Origin of the sequence: Conexibacter arvalis (assembly GCF_014199525.1) — a bacterium.
In the GTDB taxonomy this organism is placed as follows: domain Bacteria; phylum Actinomycetota; class Thermoleophilia; order Solirubrobacterales; family Solirubrobacteraceae; genus Conexibacter; species Conexibacter arvalis.
In genome coordinates this window covers 79,159-91,407 of record NZ_JACHNU010000011.1, presented here as the reverse complement: position 1 = coordinate 91,407, position 12,249 = coordinate 79,159, and the positions used below count along the sequence as shown (strand labels likewise).

14 protein-coding genes are annotated in these 12,249 nt (G+C 74.2%); 4 read left to right on the top strand and 10 right to left on the bottom strand.

Features of this window, described 5'->3' with window-relative positions; genetic code table 11:
- The 7 genes from BDZ31_RS23800 to BDZ31_RS23770 form a co-directional block, all read right to left on the bottom strand.
- The coding region (locus BDZ31_RS23800; protein WP_183345867.1) for a leucine zipper domain-containing protein at window positions 1-367 on the bottom strand (367 nt) is incomplete at its 3' end.
- Window positions 368-452: 85 nt separating this feature from the next.
- Window positions 453-1,379, bottom strand: coding sequence for a fibronectin type III domain-containing protein (locus tag BDZ31_RS23795; RefSeq protein WP_183345865.1), 927 nt, complete (start codon window positions 1,377-1,379; stop codon window positions 453-455).
- A 249-nt stretch (window positions 1,380-1,628) separates the two neighbouring features.
- Complete coding sequence (locus BDZ31_RS23790; protein ID WP_183345863.1) at window positions 1,629-2,024, bottom strand: VOC family protein; 396 nt, start codon at window positions 2,022-2,024, stop codon at window positions 1,629-1,631.
- A gap of 135 nt (window positions 2,025-2,159) precedes the next feature.
- Window positions 2,160-2,687, bottom strand: coding sequence for a GNAT family N-acetyltransferase (locus tag BDZ31_RS23785; protein WP_183345859.1), 528 nt, complete (start codon window positions 2,685-2,687; stop codon window positions 2,160-2,162).
- 29 nt (window positions 2,688-2,716) lie between these two features.
- Window positions 2,717-3,772, bottom strand: a complete 1,056-nt coding sequence (locus BDZ31_RS23780; protein ID WP_183345857.1) for an acyl-CoA dehydrogenase family protein — start codon at window positions 3,770-3,772, stop codon at window positions 2,717-2,719.
- Window positions 3,773-3,787: 15 nt separating this feature from the next.
- Complete coding sequence (locus tag BDZ31_RS23775) at window positions 3,788-4,924, bottom strand: acyl-CoA dehydrogenase family protein (protein WP_183345856.1); 1,137 nt, start codon at window positions 4,922-4,924, stop codon at window positions 3,788-3,790.
- Window positions 4,925-4,943: 19 nt separating this feature from the next.
- Entirely contained in the window at window positions 4,944-5,732 is a 789-nt protein-coding gene (locus BDZ31_RS23770) for a crotonase/enoyl-CoA hydratase family protein (protein WP_183345854.1), read from the bottom strand.
- A gap of 55 nt (window positions 5,733-5,787) precedes the next feature.
- Here BDZ31_RS23770 and BDZ31_RS23765 point away from each other — a divergent pair, with 55 nt between their 5' ends.
- From BDZ31_RS23765 to ku (BDZ31_RS23755), 3 genes are read left to right on the top strand one after another with little or no spacing between them, the layout of a single operon-like run.
- Entirely contained in the window at window positions 5,788-6,681 is an 894-nt protein-coding gene (locus BDZ31_RS23765; RefSeq protein ID WP_183345852.1) for an acyl-CoA thioesterase domain-containing protein, read from the top strand.
- A 44-nt stretch (window positions 6,682-6,725) separates the two neighbouring features.
- Window positions 6,726-7,691, top strand: coding sequence for a non-homologous end joining protein Ku (ku, locus tag BDZ31_RS23760; RefSeq protein WP_183345850.1), 966 nt, complete (start codon window positions 6,726-6,728; stop codon window positions 7,689-7,691).
- Entirely contained in the window at window positions 7,691-8,488 is a 798-nt protein-coding gene (gene ku / locus BDZ31_RS23755; RefSeq protein WP_183345848.1) for a non-homologous end joining protein Ku, read from the top strand. The genes ku (BDZ31_RS23760) and ku (BDZ31_RS23755) overlap by 1 nt, the downstream gene beginning before the upstream one ends.
- On the opposite strand, the gene BDZ31_RS23750 is transcribed toward ku (BDZ31_RS23755), so the two are convergent.
- From BDZ31_RS23750 to BDZ31_RS23740, 3 genes are all read right to left on the bottom strand, one after another.
- Window positions 8,485-8,787 carry a hypothetical protein gene (locus BDZ31_RS23750; RefSeq protein WP_183345847.1) on the bottom strand — a complete coding sequence of 101 codons (303 nt, stop codon included), beginning with the start codon at window positions 8,785-8,787 and terminating at the stop codon, window positions 8,485-8,487. The genes ku (BDZ31_RS23755) and BDZ31_RS23750 overlap by 4 nt on opposite strands.
- A 10-nt stretch (window positions 8,788-8,797) precedes the next feature.
- On the bottom strand, window positions 8,798-10,315 hold the full coding sequence (locus BDZ31_RS23745) for a sulfatase family protein (RefSeq protein ID WP_183345846.1): 1,518 nt from the start codon (window positions 10,313-10,315) through the stop codon (window positions 8,798-8,800).
- A 114-nt stretch (window positions 10,316-10,429) separates the two neighbouring features.
- Window positions 10,430-11,089, bottom strand: a complete 660-nt coding sequence (locus tag BDZ31_RS23740) for a sulfotransferase family protein (protein ID WP_183345845.1) — start codon at window positions 11,087-11,089, stop codon at window positions 10,430-10,432.
- A 149-nt stretch (window positions 11,090-11,238) separates the two neighbouring features.
- Between BDZ31_RS23740 and pyrF the strand changes: the two genes are divergently transcribed.
- Complete coding sequence (gene pyrF, locus BDZ31_RS23735) at window positions 11,239-12,180, top strand: orotidine-5'-phosphate decarboxylase (RefSeq protein WP_183345844.1); 942 nt, start codon at window positions 11,239-11,241, stop codon at window positions 12,178-12,180.
- Window positions 12,181-12,249: the final 69 nt, after the last annotated feature.

Sequence of the window (12,249 nt, the reverse complement as noted above, 5' to 3'; positions counted from 1 at the left end):
GCTCGACAGGATCCAGCCTCGAGCGCTTGCCAAGACCGATCCGCCGCAAGACGGCCGAGACCGTCGAAAGCGCCATCCCAAGGCAGAACGCAATCAACGCTGCTGTCATTCGCAATTTGCGCAACGCAGCGATCAACTCGACCCGGTCCTCCGGCGTGCGGGTCGGGCTGCGCTTCGGCGTCGAAGGGCGATCGACCAAGCCCAGCCGGCCCTCGGCGCGGTAGCGCGCAATCCACTTCGAGCAGGTGCGGCCGCTCACTCCGGCCGCCTCGGCGGCCTCCGTGACCGACCACCCCTGCTCGAGCACTCGCAACACCATCATCTCGCGCCCCTTCGGGCCGAGCGGCGCGTTAGCGTGCAACTTCATCCGGGTCCTTCCTTGGAACTGACTGGCTTGAGCACCTGTCAGCCTCCAAGGAGGCCCGGATGAACAACCTCCTCAGGAATTACAACTAGCCCTTGAGGCCGTTGGTCGAGTAGCGGATCAGCTTGGTCGTGCCGGTCACTCTCTGGCCGTTCTCGTTGAGGACGGTCGTTCTGACGTTCATGGCGCCGCGCTGACGGAGCAGACGCTTGCCGAGGTCGTTGAGGGTGATGTGCACGATGCCGCCGTTGTTGGCTCTGATCGTGTAGGCCTTGCGCTCGCCGAGCAGCTTGCCGCTGCGCTCGAGCGTCATGCCGCCTCTGCACTGGACCGCGCCGAAGCAACCCAGGAAGACGCCGCCGACGCCGTTCTGGTCGGTGAACGAGGTGTGGCCGAAGAACGACAGCATCGTGGAGGCGCTGCCGCCGGTCGTGAACGTTCTGTTCTCACCGGTCGCGATCGAGCCGTTGGGGCCGACCGCCACGAGGCGGTAGTTGTAGGTCGCGTCGGTTCTGAGCCCGGAGAGCGCGGCCTGGACCGAGACGTTCGTGGCGCCGGAGCCGGCGTTCTGCGGGGCCGTCTGCTGGCCGTAGTTGGCGGTCTCGCCGAACTCGAAGTAGTAGACGGTCTCGCGGCCCTGCGGGTTGACGGTGCCGGTGAGCGTCGCGGTCGAGAGCGACGCGACGGCGCTGCCGGTCGTGACGCTCGGTCTCGGCGTCGGCGCCGGGGCGGTGCCGGTCGTTCTGAACGTCGCGTTGGCGCTGACCTCGGTGCCGGACGCGTTGCTCGCGATCACGCGCACGTTGTAGTCGGTGCCCGGGACGAGCCCGTCGAGCTCGGTCGTGACGGCTCTCTCGCCGGCGTCGGCCGGCAGCGCGACCAGTCTGGTCTGCTGGCCGTAGTCGGTCGTCGTGCCGTACTGGAAGGCGTAGTTGGTCGCCTCGCCCTGCGCGTTGACTCTGCCGTTCAACGTCGCTCTGGTGTCGGTGACGTTGGTCGTCGTGTCGATGGCCACGGTGGGTCTCGCCGCCATCGCAGCCGGGGCGAGCGTTCCAGCGCTCGCAACGAGCGCGCACGTCACGACGCCAAGTGCAGCGAATCGCCGCATGAATGACCTCCGAATCGGTCGTTGGCGTACGCGACTACCAACCGACTGGAGCCGCCCGAGTTGCGGCCGTCCCGCGACCGGGTGACCTTGCAACCGGCGTTGCGAGACGGGCGGCGGCAGCGGACTGGCGCGTCGCCGCTGGCCGCCGCTTCGGCCCTATCCCGCCGCGCGCAGCTCGACGAGCAGGAGGTGGTTGCCGTAGAGGTCGGCGAAGTGGACGAAGGCGCTGCCGTCGCCCGCGCGCGGCTCCTCGAAGCTGTCGACGCCGGCCGCCCGCGCCGACGCGATCGCCGACGCGAGATCGTCGGTGTAGAGCACCAGCAGCGGCTCGCCCCCGGTCTGCCGGCCGATCCGCTCCTCGCCGTCGGCGCCGGCCGGTCGCAGCAGCCACAGCCCGACGCCCGGCTGCGACGGCAGGCCGACGTGGAGGAAGCGGCGGCCATCCGGCAGGCGCTCGTCGTGAAGCGGCTCGAAGCCGAGCTTGGCGTAGAACGCCTGCGCCTCGTCGTAGTCGCGCACGAGCACGACCGCGCGTCCGATGCGATCGATCATGCGGCGTAGTCTGGCGCATCGACGCCAGCGCTCCCACCGTCCCCGCGCCCCGAAGCCGGCGCCTCCACGTTCGGCGCATTGGCTCTTTGGATGTGCTCAGCACGTGCGGAGAGCCGATGCGCGCCCGACCGCCGCTCAGATCGGCAGCTCGAGCACGAGCTGCGGGCCGCCGCCGGGGCGCTGGTAGCGGGCGCCGGTGTCGCGGAAGCCGGCGCGGTCGTAGGTGCGCAGCGCGACCTCGTTCTCGACGTTGACGGTCAGCACGAGCCGCGTCACCGTCGGGTCGAGCCGCCGCACGAACGCGGGCAGCTGGGCGAGCGCGCGGCTGGCGATCCGCCGCCCCTGGCAGGAGGCGTCGACGAGGAAGGCGCGGATCAGCAGCTCGCCCTGCGGCCGGACGAAGCGGCCGGCGCCGACGCCGCCGTGGAGGACGAGGAAGCCGGCCGGCTCGCCGTCGAGCAGGATCGCGACCGGCCGCTGCGACGGGTCGCGCTCCGCCGGCGGCAGCGTGTCGACCGGCGCGCCCGACCACGGGCGCTGGAAGGGATGCGGCGCGAGCGCGATCACGCGCGCCCGCAGCCGCGCGTCGACGAGCGCCAGCGAGACCTCGTCGGGCGACGCGCGGTCGGCGCTGTCGGGCGGGCCTGCGGCGAGACCGACCATGGGCCGATCCTAGCCCGGCTCCGCAGCGTTCATGCGACCGCGGCGCCGGCGGCCGCCGGCGCCGCGGCGGCGGCCACGGCCAGGCGCGCGACCCGCGCGCGGTGGCGGGCCGCCGGCACGAGCAGCGCGGCGTCGACCTGCGCGCGCTTGTAGAGCCAGTGGACGTCGGCCTCCCACGTGAACCCGATCCCGCCGTGGAGCTGGATCGCCGCCGCCGTCACGTGCCGGCCGGCGTCGCTCGCGGCCGCCTTCGCGAGCGAGGCGCCGCGCGCCAGCGAGGCCGGCTCCGCGTCGGCGGCCCAGGCCGCGAACCAGGTCGCCGAGCGCGCGCCCTCGGTCTCCAGCAGCATCTCGGCGGCGCGGTGGGAGACGGCCTGGAAGGCGCCGACCGGCGTGCCGAACTGCCTGCGCTCCTTCACGTACGCGACCGTCAGCACCAGGGCGCGCTCGGCGAGGCCGCACAGCTCGGCGGCGAGCGCGACCTCCGCGCGGTCGAGGCCGGCCGCGACGTCGCGCTCCAGCTCCAGCGACAGCGCGCCGGGGCCGACGGCGACGCGCGCGTAGCGACGGGTCGGGTCGATCGTCGCGCGCGGCGCGATCTCCAGGCCGCCGGCGAGCGCGTCGCAGACGATCGCCCTGCCCTCCTCGACCAGCACGATCCAGCGGGCGCTGTCGCCGTCCGGGACCAGCTCGGCGACGCCGTCGCGGGCGAGCGCGACCGTCGCCGTCTGCTCGCCGGAGGCGATCCCCGGCAGCAGCGCCTCGCGCTGCGCGTCGGAGCCGGCGGCGTCGATCAGCAGCCCGGCGGCGGCGTTGGAGAAGATCGGCGACGGCGTCACCGCGTAGCCGAGCTCCTCCAGCAGGATCGCCAGCTCGAGCACGCCGAGCCCCTGGCCGCCGACCGCCTCGGGCAGCGCGATCCCGGCCCATCCCAGCTCGACCAGCTCGCGCCACAGCGCCTCGTCGTAGGCGCCGTCGTCGCGCTCGGCGACGGCGCGGACGCGCTCGAAGCCGGAGCGCGCGGCGAGCAGCTCTCTCGCGGTCCGGCGGATCTCGCGCTGGTCGTCGGTGAAGTCGAAGTGCATCGCGCCCCCTCCCCCTCAGCGCAGCCGCGGCAGGCCGAGCACCCGTTCGGCGACGATGTTCTTGAGGATCTCGGTCGTGCCGCCCTCGATCGAGTTGCCGCGTGCGCGCAGCAGCTCGAACGACCAGCGCGAGTCGGTCGCGAGCGCCCCGGGCCCGAGCAGCTCGACCGCCAGCTCGCTCACACGCTGGTTGGTGTCCGACCACATCCACTTCGTCAGCGAGCCCTCCGGCCCGGGCTGCCCGTACTTCATCGTCGCCGTCAGCCCGCGGTAGGCGGTCAGCCGCAGCAGCTCGCAGCGGACGTGCAGGTCGCCGAGCCGCTCCGCGACCGACTCGCTCGCCAGCAGCCCGCGCGCGGCGGCGACCTCGGTCAGCTCGTCGAGCAGCGCCCGCAACGCCACCTGGAGGCCGAAGGCGAGGCCGGCGCGCTCGTTCATCAACGTCGTCAGCGCCACCCTCCAGCCGTTGCCGACGCCGCCGACGACGTTCTCGTCGGGGATCCACGCCTCCTCCAGGAACAGCTCGTTGAACTCGGCCGAGCCGGTGATCTGGCGCAGCGGGCGGACGACGACCTCCGCCTGCTCCATGTCCATCAGGAAGTACGTGAGGCCCTTGTGCCGCGCCGAGTCGGGCTCGGAGCGGGCGACGAGCATGCACCACTTCGCGTGGTGGGCGTAGCTGGTCCAGACCTTCTGGCCGGTCACGCGCCAGCCGCCGTCGACCTTGACCGCGCGCGTCTTCAGGGCGGCCAGGTCGGAGCCGGCGTCGGGCTCGGAGAAGCCCTGGCACCAGATCTCCTCCGCGGTCACGATCGGCGACAGGAAGCGCTCCTTCTGCTCCTCGCTGCCGTGGACCATCAGCGTCGGCCCGCCGAGCAGCAGGCCGAGCACGTTGGCCGGTTGCGGCACGCGGGCGCGCGCCAGCTCCTCGTTGAAGATCGCCGACTCGACGAGCGTCGCGCCGCGGCCGCCGTGCTCGGGCGGCCAGTGGACGGCGGCCCAGCCGTCGGCGGCGAGCGCTCTCTGCCACGCCACGCGCCACGCGAACGACGCCTCCTCCCCCTCCGGCGCCGCGCCCGGGTGGTGCGTGTCGATCCAGGCGCGCAGCTCGTCGCGGAATGCCGTCGCCTGCGGGGAGAAGGTGAGGTCCATGGCGCGCGCCTACCCGCAGCTACCTCCCGGCGAACCTGGCTTCGCGCCGCTCCAGGAACGACGCGAGGCCCTCGGCGCCGTCCTCGCTCCGCATCAGCGGGATCGCGGCGCGTTGCAGGCCGGTCGCCGCCTCGCGCTCGGCGGCGGGGATCGCCGCCTGCGCCGAGAGCAGCGTCTCGCGCACACCGAGCGGAGCGGCGACCGTCGCGATCCGCTCGGCCAGCCAGATCGCCCGCTCCAGCTCCTGTCCCGGCTCGACGACCTCCTGCACGAGGCCGATCCGGTGGGCCTCGGCGGCGTCGAACTCGTCGCCGGTCAGCAGCCAGCGCATCGCGTTGCCCCAGCCGGCCTCGCGCGGCATCCGCAGCGTCGCGCCGCAGAACGGGTAGATGCCGCGCTGCACCTCCAGCTGCTTGAAGCGCGTGTTCGCGGCGGCGACGCGCACGTCGGAGGCGAGCATCAGCTCGATCCCGATCGTCAGGCACCAGCCCTGCACCGCGCAGACGAGCGGCGTCGTGTACGGCTCGCCGTCGAGCCGCCACGGCTGGCGGCCGCCGGCGGGCGTGCGGAGCGAGCCGTCGGCCTGCAGCCGCGGCGAGACGTCGCCGAGGTCGAGGCCCGCGGTGAAGTGGTCGCCGTGGGCGAAGAGGACGCCGGCCCGCAGCTCCGGGTCGGCCTCGAGCTCGCCGACCGCGAGCGCGAGCCGGTCGAGCATCTCGAGCGTGAAGGCGTTGCGCTTGCCGGCGCGGTTCAAGCCGATCAGCAGGACGTGGCCGCGGCGCTCGGTGGTGATCGAGGTCTCGCTCATCGCTCTCTTCCCCGGGTGGACTAGGACAGCGATCCTAGTGCTACCGTTCCACCGCGTGAGCAGCTTCCCCCCGACCGCCGCGCCGCGCTCCTTCGACGACGCGACGGCGATCCGCAAGACCGGCGACGGCCGCTACGTCGCCGACGTCGACCTCGGCTGGGCCGCGCCGACCGCCGCCAACGGCGGCTACCTCGCCGCGATCGTCGTGCGCGCCATCACCGACCACGCCGATCCCGCGAACGCGCTGCGGCTGCGCTCGCTGACGCTCCACTACCTGCGCCCGGTCGGCGCCGGCGCGCTGGAGCTGGAGGTCGAGACGATCCGCTCCGGCCGCCGCATCACGAGCGTGCGCGTCGCCGCCCGGCAGGAGGGCAAGGAGGCGATCGCGGCGCTCGCCGCGTTCGCCGTGCCCGACCTCGAGGCCGCCGGGACCTGGCTCCCCGCGCCGCCGCCGGCCGCGCCCGCGCCGCCGCGCGAGGCGCCGCGGCTGGACGCGCACAGATGGCGCCGCGACGACGCGGAGCACTGGCTCGCCGTCCACGAGCTGGCGCCGGCGATCTCCCACCGCGTCCAGCTCGCGCCGCGCTTCGGCGGCGTCCCCTTCAGCGGCCGCGCCCCGCGCGAGGGCGAGTCGCCGCAGGCCGGCGGCTGGATCACGCTGCCCGAGCCGCACCCGGTCGACGCCGCCTACGTCGCGCTCTGCTCCGACGTCTGGTGGCCGCCCGGCTTCGAGCCGCTCGACCGCCCGGCGGTCGCGCCGACGATCGACCTGACGATCCACTTCCGCGCCGACATCCCGCCCGCCGGCCTGCCCGACCAGGCGGTGCTCGGCTGGTACCGCAGCTCGACCGCGCGCGACGGCCTCGTCGAGGAGGACGGCCTGCTGTTCCTCGGCGACGGCACGCTGCTGGCCCACTCGCGCCAGCTCGCGATCTTCATGCCGGTCTGACCGGCGCGCTTGCCGCGCCGGCGGGCCGGGTAGCGCTCCGGCAGATGGCTCGCTCGATCTGGAACGGCTGCCTCGGGGTCGGCGACCTGCGCGTCCCCGTCAAGCTCTACGGCGCGGTGCAGGACCGGAGCGTCCGCTTCAGCGAGGTGCACGTGACGGACGGCGCGCAGATCGAGCACCGCCGCGTCGATCCCGGCAGCGGCGAGGTCGTCCCCTACGAGCACGTCGTCAGAGGGTTCGAGGTCGGCGACGGCTCCTACGTCGCGCTCGACGACGAGGAGGTCCGCAGCGCTGACGGGCCGGCCGCGAAGCTGGCCGAGATCGAGACGTTCGTCCCCGCCGAGCAGGTCGATCCCGTCTACTACGAGAAGCCGTACCACCTCGGCCCGCGCGACGGCTCCGACGACGGCTACCGGCTGCTCCACGACGCGCTGGCCCGAAGCGGCCGCGTGGGGATCGGGCGGATCGTGCTGCGCACGCGCGAGCGGCTCGTCGCGCTGCGGCCGCTCGGCGACGGCGTCCTTGGGCTGTCGACGATGCGCTTCGCCGACGAGGTCGTCGCGCCCGCGTCGCTCGACGTGCCGGAGCCCTCCAGAGCGCCGAGCAGACAGGAGCGCGAGATGGCGGCGGCGCTGGTCGAGCGGCTGTCGGAGCCGTTCGACGCGAGCGCCTACCGCGACGAGCACCGCGCCGCGCTGCTGGCGCTGATCGAGCGCAAGGCCGAGGGCGAGGCGATCGAGCCGCCGGTTGAGGAGCCCGCGGAGGCGCCCGACGACCTCGCCGCCGCGCTCGACGCGACGCTCGAGCAGATCGCGAGACGCAGAAGACGGCGGCGCGGCGAGCATGCCGGCGGCGGCGCGCGCAGACGGGCCCGCGGCGGGCATGCGCCGGCAAGGGCGAGAAGAGGCGGACGCGCGGCGAGCGCGAGAAGAGGCGCGAAGGCGAGAGCCGGCGCAAGACGCGGCGGCAGAAGAGCGGCGAGACGCAGAGCGAGAGCGAGAAGAGGCTGATGGCCCGCCCGCTCTGGTCCGGCTCGCTCTCGTTCGGACTCGTCAACGTCCCGGTCGAGCTGCACAGCGCCGTGCGCGATCGGCAGCTGCACTTCACCCAGCTGCACGACGGCGACGGCACGCCGATCGAGATCCGCCGCTGGTGCTCCAAGGAGGAGCGGGAGGTCGACTGGGAGGAGGTCGGCCACGGCTACGAGCTCGACGACGGCCGCGCGGTCGTGCTGACCGACGACGAGCTCGACGCCGCCGCCCCGCGGCGGACCCGCACGATCGACGTCGAGCAGTTCGCCGCGCTGGAGGAGGTCGACCCGATGCTGCTCGACCACCCGTACCTGCTGCTGCCGGCCGGCGAGAGCGACGGGACGCTGCGCGCCTACCGCCTCCTGCACGACGTGATGGCCGACAGCGGTCAGGTCGCGATCGCCCGCTTCGTGCTGCGCTCCAAGGAGCACCTCGCCGCGATCCGCGCCGACGGCCCGCTGCTGGCGCTCTCGACGATGCGCTTCCACGACGAGCTGCGCGACCCCGCGCAGGCCGGCGCGCCCAGCGGCAGAGCGGCGAAGCCGAGCGCGAGAGCGCTGAGAGCGGCGGTCGCGCTGATCGACTCGATGGCGGCCGACTTCGACCCGGCGCGCTGGAGAGACCGCCACCGCGCGCGGCTGAGACGGGTCATCGCGCGCAAGGCCGAGGGCAAGACGATCAGACCGCCGAGACCAGAGCCCGAGGAGCAGGCCTCGCCCGACCTGATGGCGGCGCTGGAGGCGTCGATCGCGAGAATGGAGCCGGCCGGCCGCTAGGCCTCCGGGTCCTCGTCCTGCTCGGGGTCGTGCTCGGCCGGGGCGTCGGAGAGCACTCTGCGGACCGGCACGCGCGCGGCGACGGCGTCGCGCCGTCTGCGGACGGCGGCGGCGGCGTTGCCGATCACGGTTCGCTCGGCCGGTGACATCGACGGCCAGCGCTCGCGCAGCGCGGCGAGCAGGTCGTCGGCGCGGTCGAGCGCGTCGCGCGCCGCCTGCGGCATCTCGTCCTCGAGCGCGGTCTCGGCAGCGGTCACCTCGACGCCCGCGTCCGCGCTGAGCTTGAGCAGCTCGTCCATCGGCGGCAGGCTATCGCGCTCTGCGCTGCTGCGCGCGCTCTCTGATCTGGCGCTTTCTCTTCAGGTAGTCGCCGTAGAACGGCAGCGGGCGGCCGCCGGTCGCCTGCACGACCCGCCGGTGCATCCGCGTCACGACCTCGGGATGGGCGGCGGCGACGTCGCGCGTCTCGCCCGGGTCGGCCCTCAGGTCGAACAGCCGTCTGCGCGAGCCGTCGTTGCGGCCGAGCAGGCACCAGCTCCGGTCGCGCACGTAGTAGCTGTTGGCGTAGCCGCCGAAGGCGACGAGGCGTCTGCCCGGCGATCTCCCGCGCAGCAGCGGCGACAGGTCGAAGCCGTCCATCCCGCGGGGCCGTCGCACGCCGGCGAGCGAGAGCAGCGTCGGCGCGATGTCGTGGGTGGAGCCGAAGAAGTCGCTCGCGCGGCCGCCGCCGCGGCCGTCGGGCGCGCGCACGAGCAGCGGCACGTGGGTCATCTCCGGATGCAGCTCGGTCGCGAGCTTGCCGGTCAGTCCGTGCTCGCCGAGCAGCAGCCCGTGGTCGCTGACGAGCACGACGGCCGTCTCGTCGGCCAGTCTCAACTCGACCAGCCGCTGCAGCACGTTGCCGATCCAGTGGTCGACGAGCGTCACCATCGCGCAGTAGACGGCGCGCATCGCCGCGAGGCCGGCGGCGTCGAGGTAGTCGGCGCGGCCGTAGCGCAGGTCGGCCGGGACCGGGCCGCGGTGGGCGCGGTCGAGGTACCGGTTCAGGTAGCGCGGCGGCGGCACCCACGGCTCGTGCGGGTCGAAGCAGTCGATCCCGAGCGCGAACGGCTTGCGCTGTCTCGCCGCCTGCTCGAGCACGTCGATGCCCTGCAGGCAGACGCGCGCGGCGGCCGTCTGGCGCTCGTCGCGCCCGCGGCCGTTGTCGGCGAGGTAGCGGCGGATGCTCGTGCGGTACTTCGGCTGCTGCATCCAGTCGGGCAGCCAGCGCTCGAGCTCCCGTCTGGAGACGCTCGAGACCGGGCGGAGGCTGCCGATCTGGCCGCCGACCCGCTGGAAGCGGTCGAAGCTGCCGCGGAAGCCGGCGAAGGTGGTGTTGAACGCGAGGAAGGGGTTGTCGGAGACGTAGCCGGTCCAGTAGCCGGCCCGTCTGAGCGCGGAGAAGAGCGTCTGCTCGCGAGCGCCGATCGGGAGCCAGCCCGGTCCCTGGTTGAGGCCCTTCGGAGGCGCCCAGCCGTGGAACGGGAAGATCCGCCGCCCGGTCAGGATCGAGCGGCGCGCCGGCCCCGTCGGCAGCGCCTCCGAGTGGGCGTGGCGCAGGCGCACGCTCTCGCGCGCGAGCGCGTCAATGTTCGGCGTCGCGACGTCGGCGCCGTGGCAGCCAAGGTGGTCGGCTCGCAGCGAGTCGATCACGAGCAGCAGGACGTTGGGCCGCGCCGCGCGCCCCGCGGCGAGCGCCTGCGGGACGGAGCGGGCGGTGAGGACGGCGGCGCCGGCGGCGCCGGCACCGGCGCGCAGCAGCGTGCGGCGGTCGATCGCGTGGGCCATGCCCCTCGCAACCCGTCGCCGGCGCCGAGGTTGCGGCGCGGCTGGCGCGACGGCGCTCGCTTTCGGGCGGCTGGCCGGCCGGAGCGGGCGCGCGCCGTATGCGGTCCTGCCGGCTCAGGCGAGCGCCGGCAGCCCGAACTCGGCGCGGAACTCGTTCGTGTCGTGCAGGCGCGGGAAGTCGTGCGCGGGCTCCGCGACGCCGAGCATCGCCGCCAGCGGTCCCCAGCCGTCGCCGAGGTTCCAGATCGTCAGGCGCTCGGCCGGGATCGTCGAGCGGATCTCCTCGATCCGCTCGTCGTACATCCTCCGCACCCACGCGCGATCCTCGAATCTCCCCTGGAAGTCGCCCTCCCAGATCAGCTTCTCGATCACTCCCCACAGCTCCGGGGCCGGCTGCTCGCGGTTGGCGTCCTGCGCCAGCTCGCCGGCCCGCGCCGCCAGCTTGACCGCCAGGATCGTGTTCTCGACCGAGCGGTACCAGCCATCGAAGTCGCGCACGTTGAGCAGCACCGGAGCGTCGGGGAAGGCGTCGGCGATCTCGCGCCAGAGCGACGCGGCCGGCCAGTCGACGGTCGACTCCCACCCGTCGAAGACCTCGTTCCAGTCGACCGGCTCGCCGTCGGCGATCCGCACCCAGTAGGCGAGGTCGCGTGCTCTGTTCTCGCCCGTGATCAGGTCGATCATGTGGAAGCACGGTCCCGCGCCGAGGTCGGCGAGCGCCTGCTTGAGCGACATCGTTCCGGTGCGGCCGAAGCCGACGCCGATCACCTTCATCTCGCAACCTCCCGGGGGCGGACGTGACGGAACGGCGCCCAGCCTATCGGCGGACCGGAAGCCGGAGCGGAGGTTGGCGCCGCGGCGCCGGCAGCGGGCGCGGCGCCGCGCGCGGTCGCGCCGCCGACGACCACTAGACTCGCGCGGCGATGCCCGCCACCCACTTCGCCGACCGGCTCGTCGAGCGGATCGACGCGACCCGCAGCCTGCTCGTCGTCGGCCTCGATCCCGAGCTCGGGCAGCTGCCGCCGGAGCTGCTCGACGGCGTCGACGACCTCGCCTCCGCGGCCGCCGCGGCCGCCCGCTTCTGCCGCGGCGTGATCGACGGCGTCGCCGACGTCGCGCCGGCCGTCAAGCCGCAGTCGGCCTTCTTCGAGGCGTTCGGCGCCGCAGGGCTGCACGCGCTCGAGGAGGTCACCGCGCACGCGCGCGCGGCCGGCCTGCTCGTGATCGAGGACGCCAAGCGCGGCGACATCGGCTCGACGATGGCCGCCTACGCCGCGGCCGCGCTCGGCCGCGTGCGGATCGGCGACCGCGAGCTGCCGGTCCACGACGCCGACGCCGTCACGCTCAGCCCCTACCTTGGCCCCGAGTCGCTGCAGCCGATGCTCGACGTCGCCGACGCCCACGGCAAGGGCCTCTTCGTGCTCGTGCGCACCAGCAACCCCGGCTCGGCGCGCGTGCAGGGGCTGCAGACGCCCGACGGCCGCGTCTTCGAGCAGGTCGCGAGGCTGCTCGACGAGCTCGGCGCCAAGCGGCGGGGCCGCGGCGGCTACGCGAACGTCGGCGCCGTCGCGGGCCTCACCTACCCCGACGACGCCCGCGCGCTGCGCGCGCTGATGCCGCGCACCTTCCTGCTCGTCCCCGGCCTCGGCCCGCAGGGCGGCGCGCCGGAGGACTTCCCGCTGTTCGTCAACGACGACGGCCTCGGCGCCGTCCCCGCCGCCTCGCGCGCGGTCGCCGGCGGCTGGCGGGAGCAGGCCGGCGGCGACGCCGAGCAACGCGTCCGCGACGGCGCCCGCGCCGCCGCGCTGTCGCTGACCGAGCAGCTGCGCGGCCCGCTCGCGCGCGCCGGCAAGTGGCGCTGGTAGGGCGCCGGCGCCCGCCCGCGGCTCGATCCCGCAGACGGTGGTTGCGCCACCGATCCGTCGATCGACGGA

Excerpts from the sequence above, each read along its gene's own strand:
- BDZ31_RS23790 (WP_183345863.1), bottom strand. The coding sequence starts at position 2,024 with ATGATCGATCGCATCGGACGCGCGGTCGTGCTCGTGCGCGACTACGAC.
- BDZ31_RS23785 (WP_183345859.1), bottom strand. The coding sequence starts at position 2,687 with ATGGTCGGTCTCGCCGCAGGCCCGCCCGACAGCGCCGACCGCGCGTCG.
- BDZ31_RS23780 (WP_183345857.1), bottom strand. The coding sequence starts at position 3,772 with ATGCACTTCGACTTCACCGACGACCAGCGCGAGATCCGCCGGACCGCG.
- BDZ31_RS23775 (WP_183345856.1), bottom strand. The coding sequence starts at position 4,924 with ATGGACCTCACCTTCTCCCCGCAGGCGACGGCATTCCGCGACGAGCTG.
- BDZ31_RS23770 (WP_183345854.1), bottom strand. The coding sequence starts at position 5,732 with ATGAGCGAGACCTCGATCACCACCGAGCGCCGCGGCCACGTCCTGCTG.
- ku (WP_183345850.1), top strand. The coding sequence starts at position 6,726 with ATGGCTCGCTCGATCTGGAACGGCTGCCTCGGGGTCGGCGACCTGCGC.
- ku (WP_183345848.1), top strand. The coding sequence starts at position 7,691 with ATGGCCCGCCCGCTCTGGTCCGGCTCGCTCTCGTTCGGACTCGTCAAC.
- BDZ31_RS23750 (WP_183345847.1), bottom strand. The coding sequence starts at position 8,787 with ATGGACGAGCTGCTCAAGCTCAGCGCGGACGCGGGCGTCGAGGTGACC.
- BDZ31_RS23745 (WP_183345846.1), bottom strand. The coding sequence starts at position 10,315 with ATGGCCCACGCGATCGACCGCCGCACGCTGCTGCGCGCCGGTGCCGGC.
- BDZ31_RS23740 (WP_183345845.1), bottom strand. The coding sequence starts at position 11,089 with ATGAAGGTGATCGGCGTCGGCTTCGGCCGCACCGGAACGATGTCGCTC.
- pyrF (WP_183345844.1), top strand. The coding sequence starts at position 11,239 with ATGCCCGCCACCCACTTCGCCGACCGGCTCGTCGAGCGGATCGACGCG.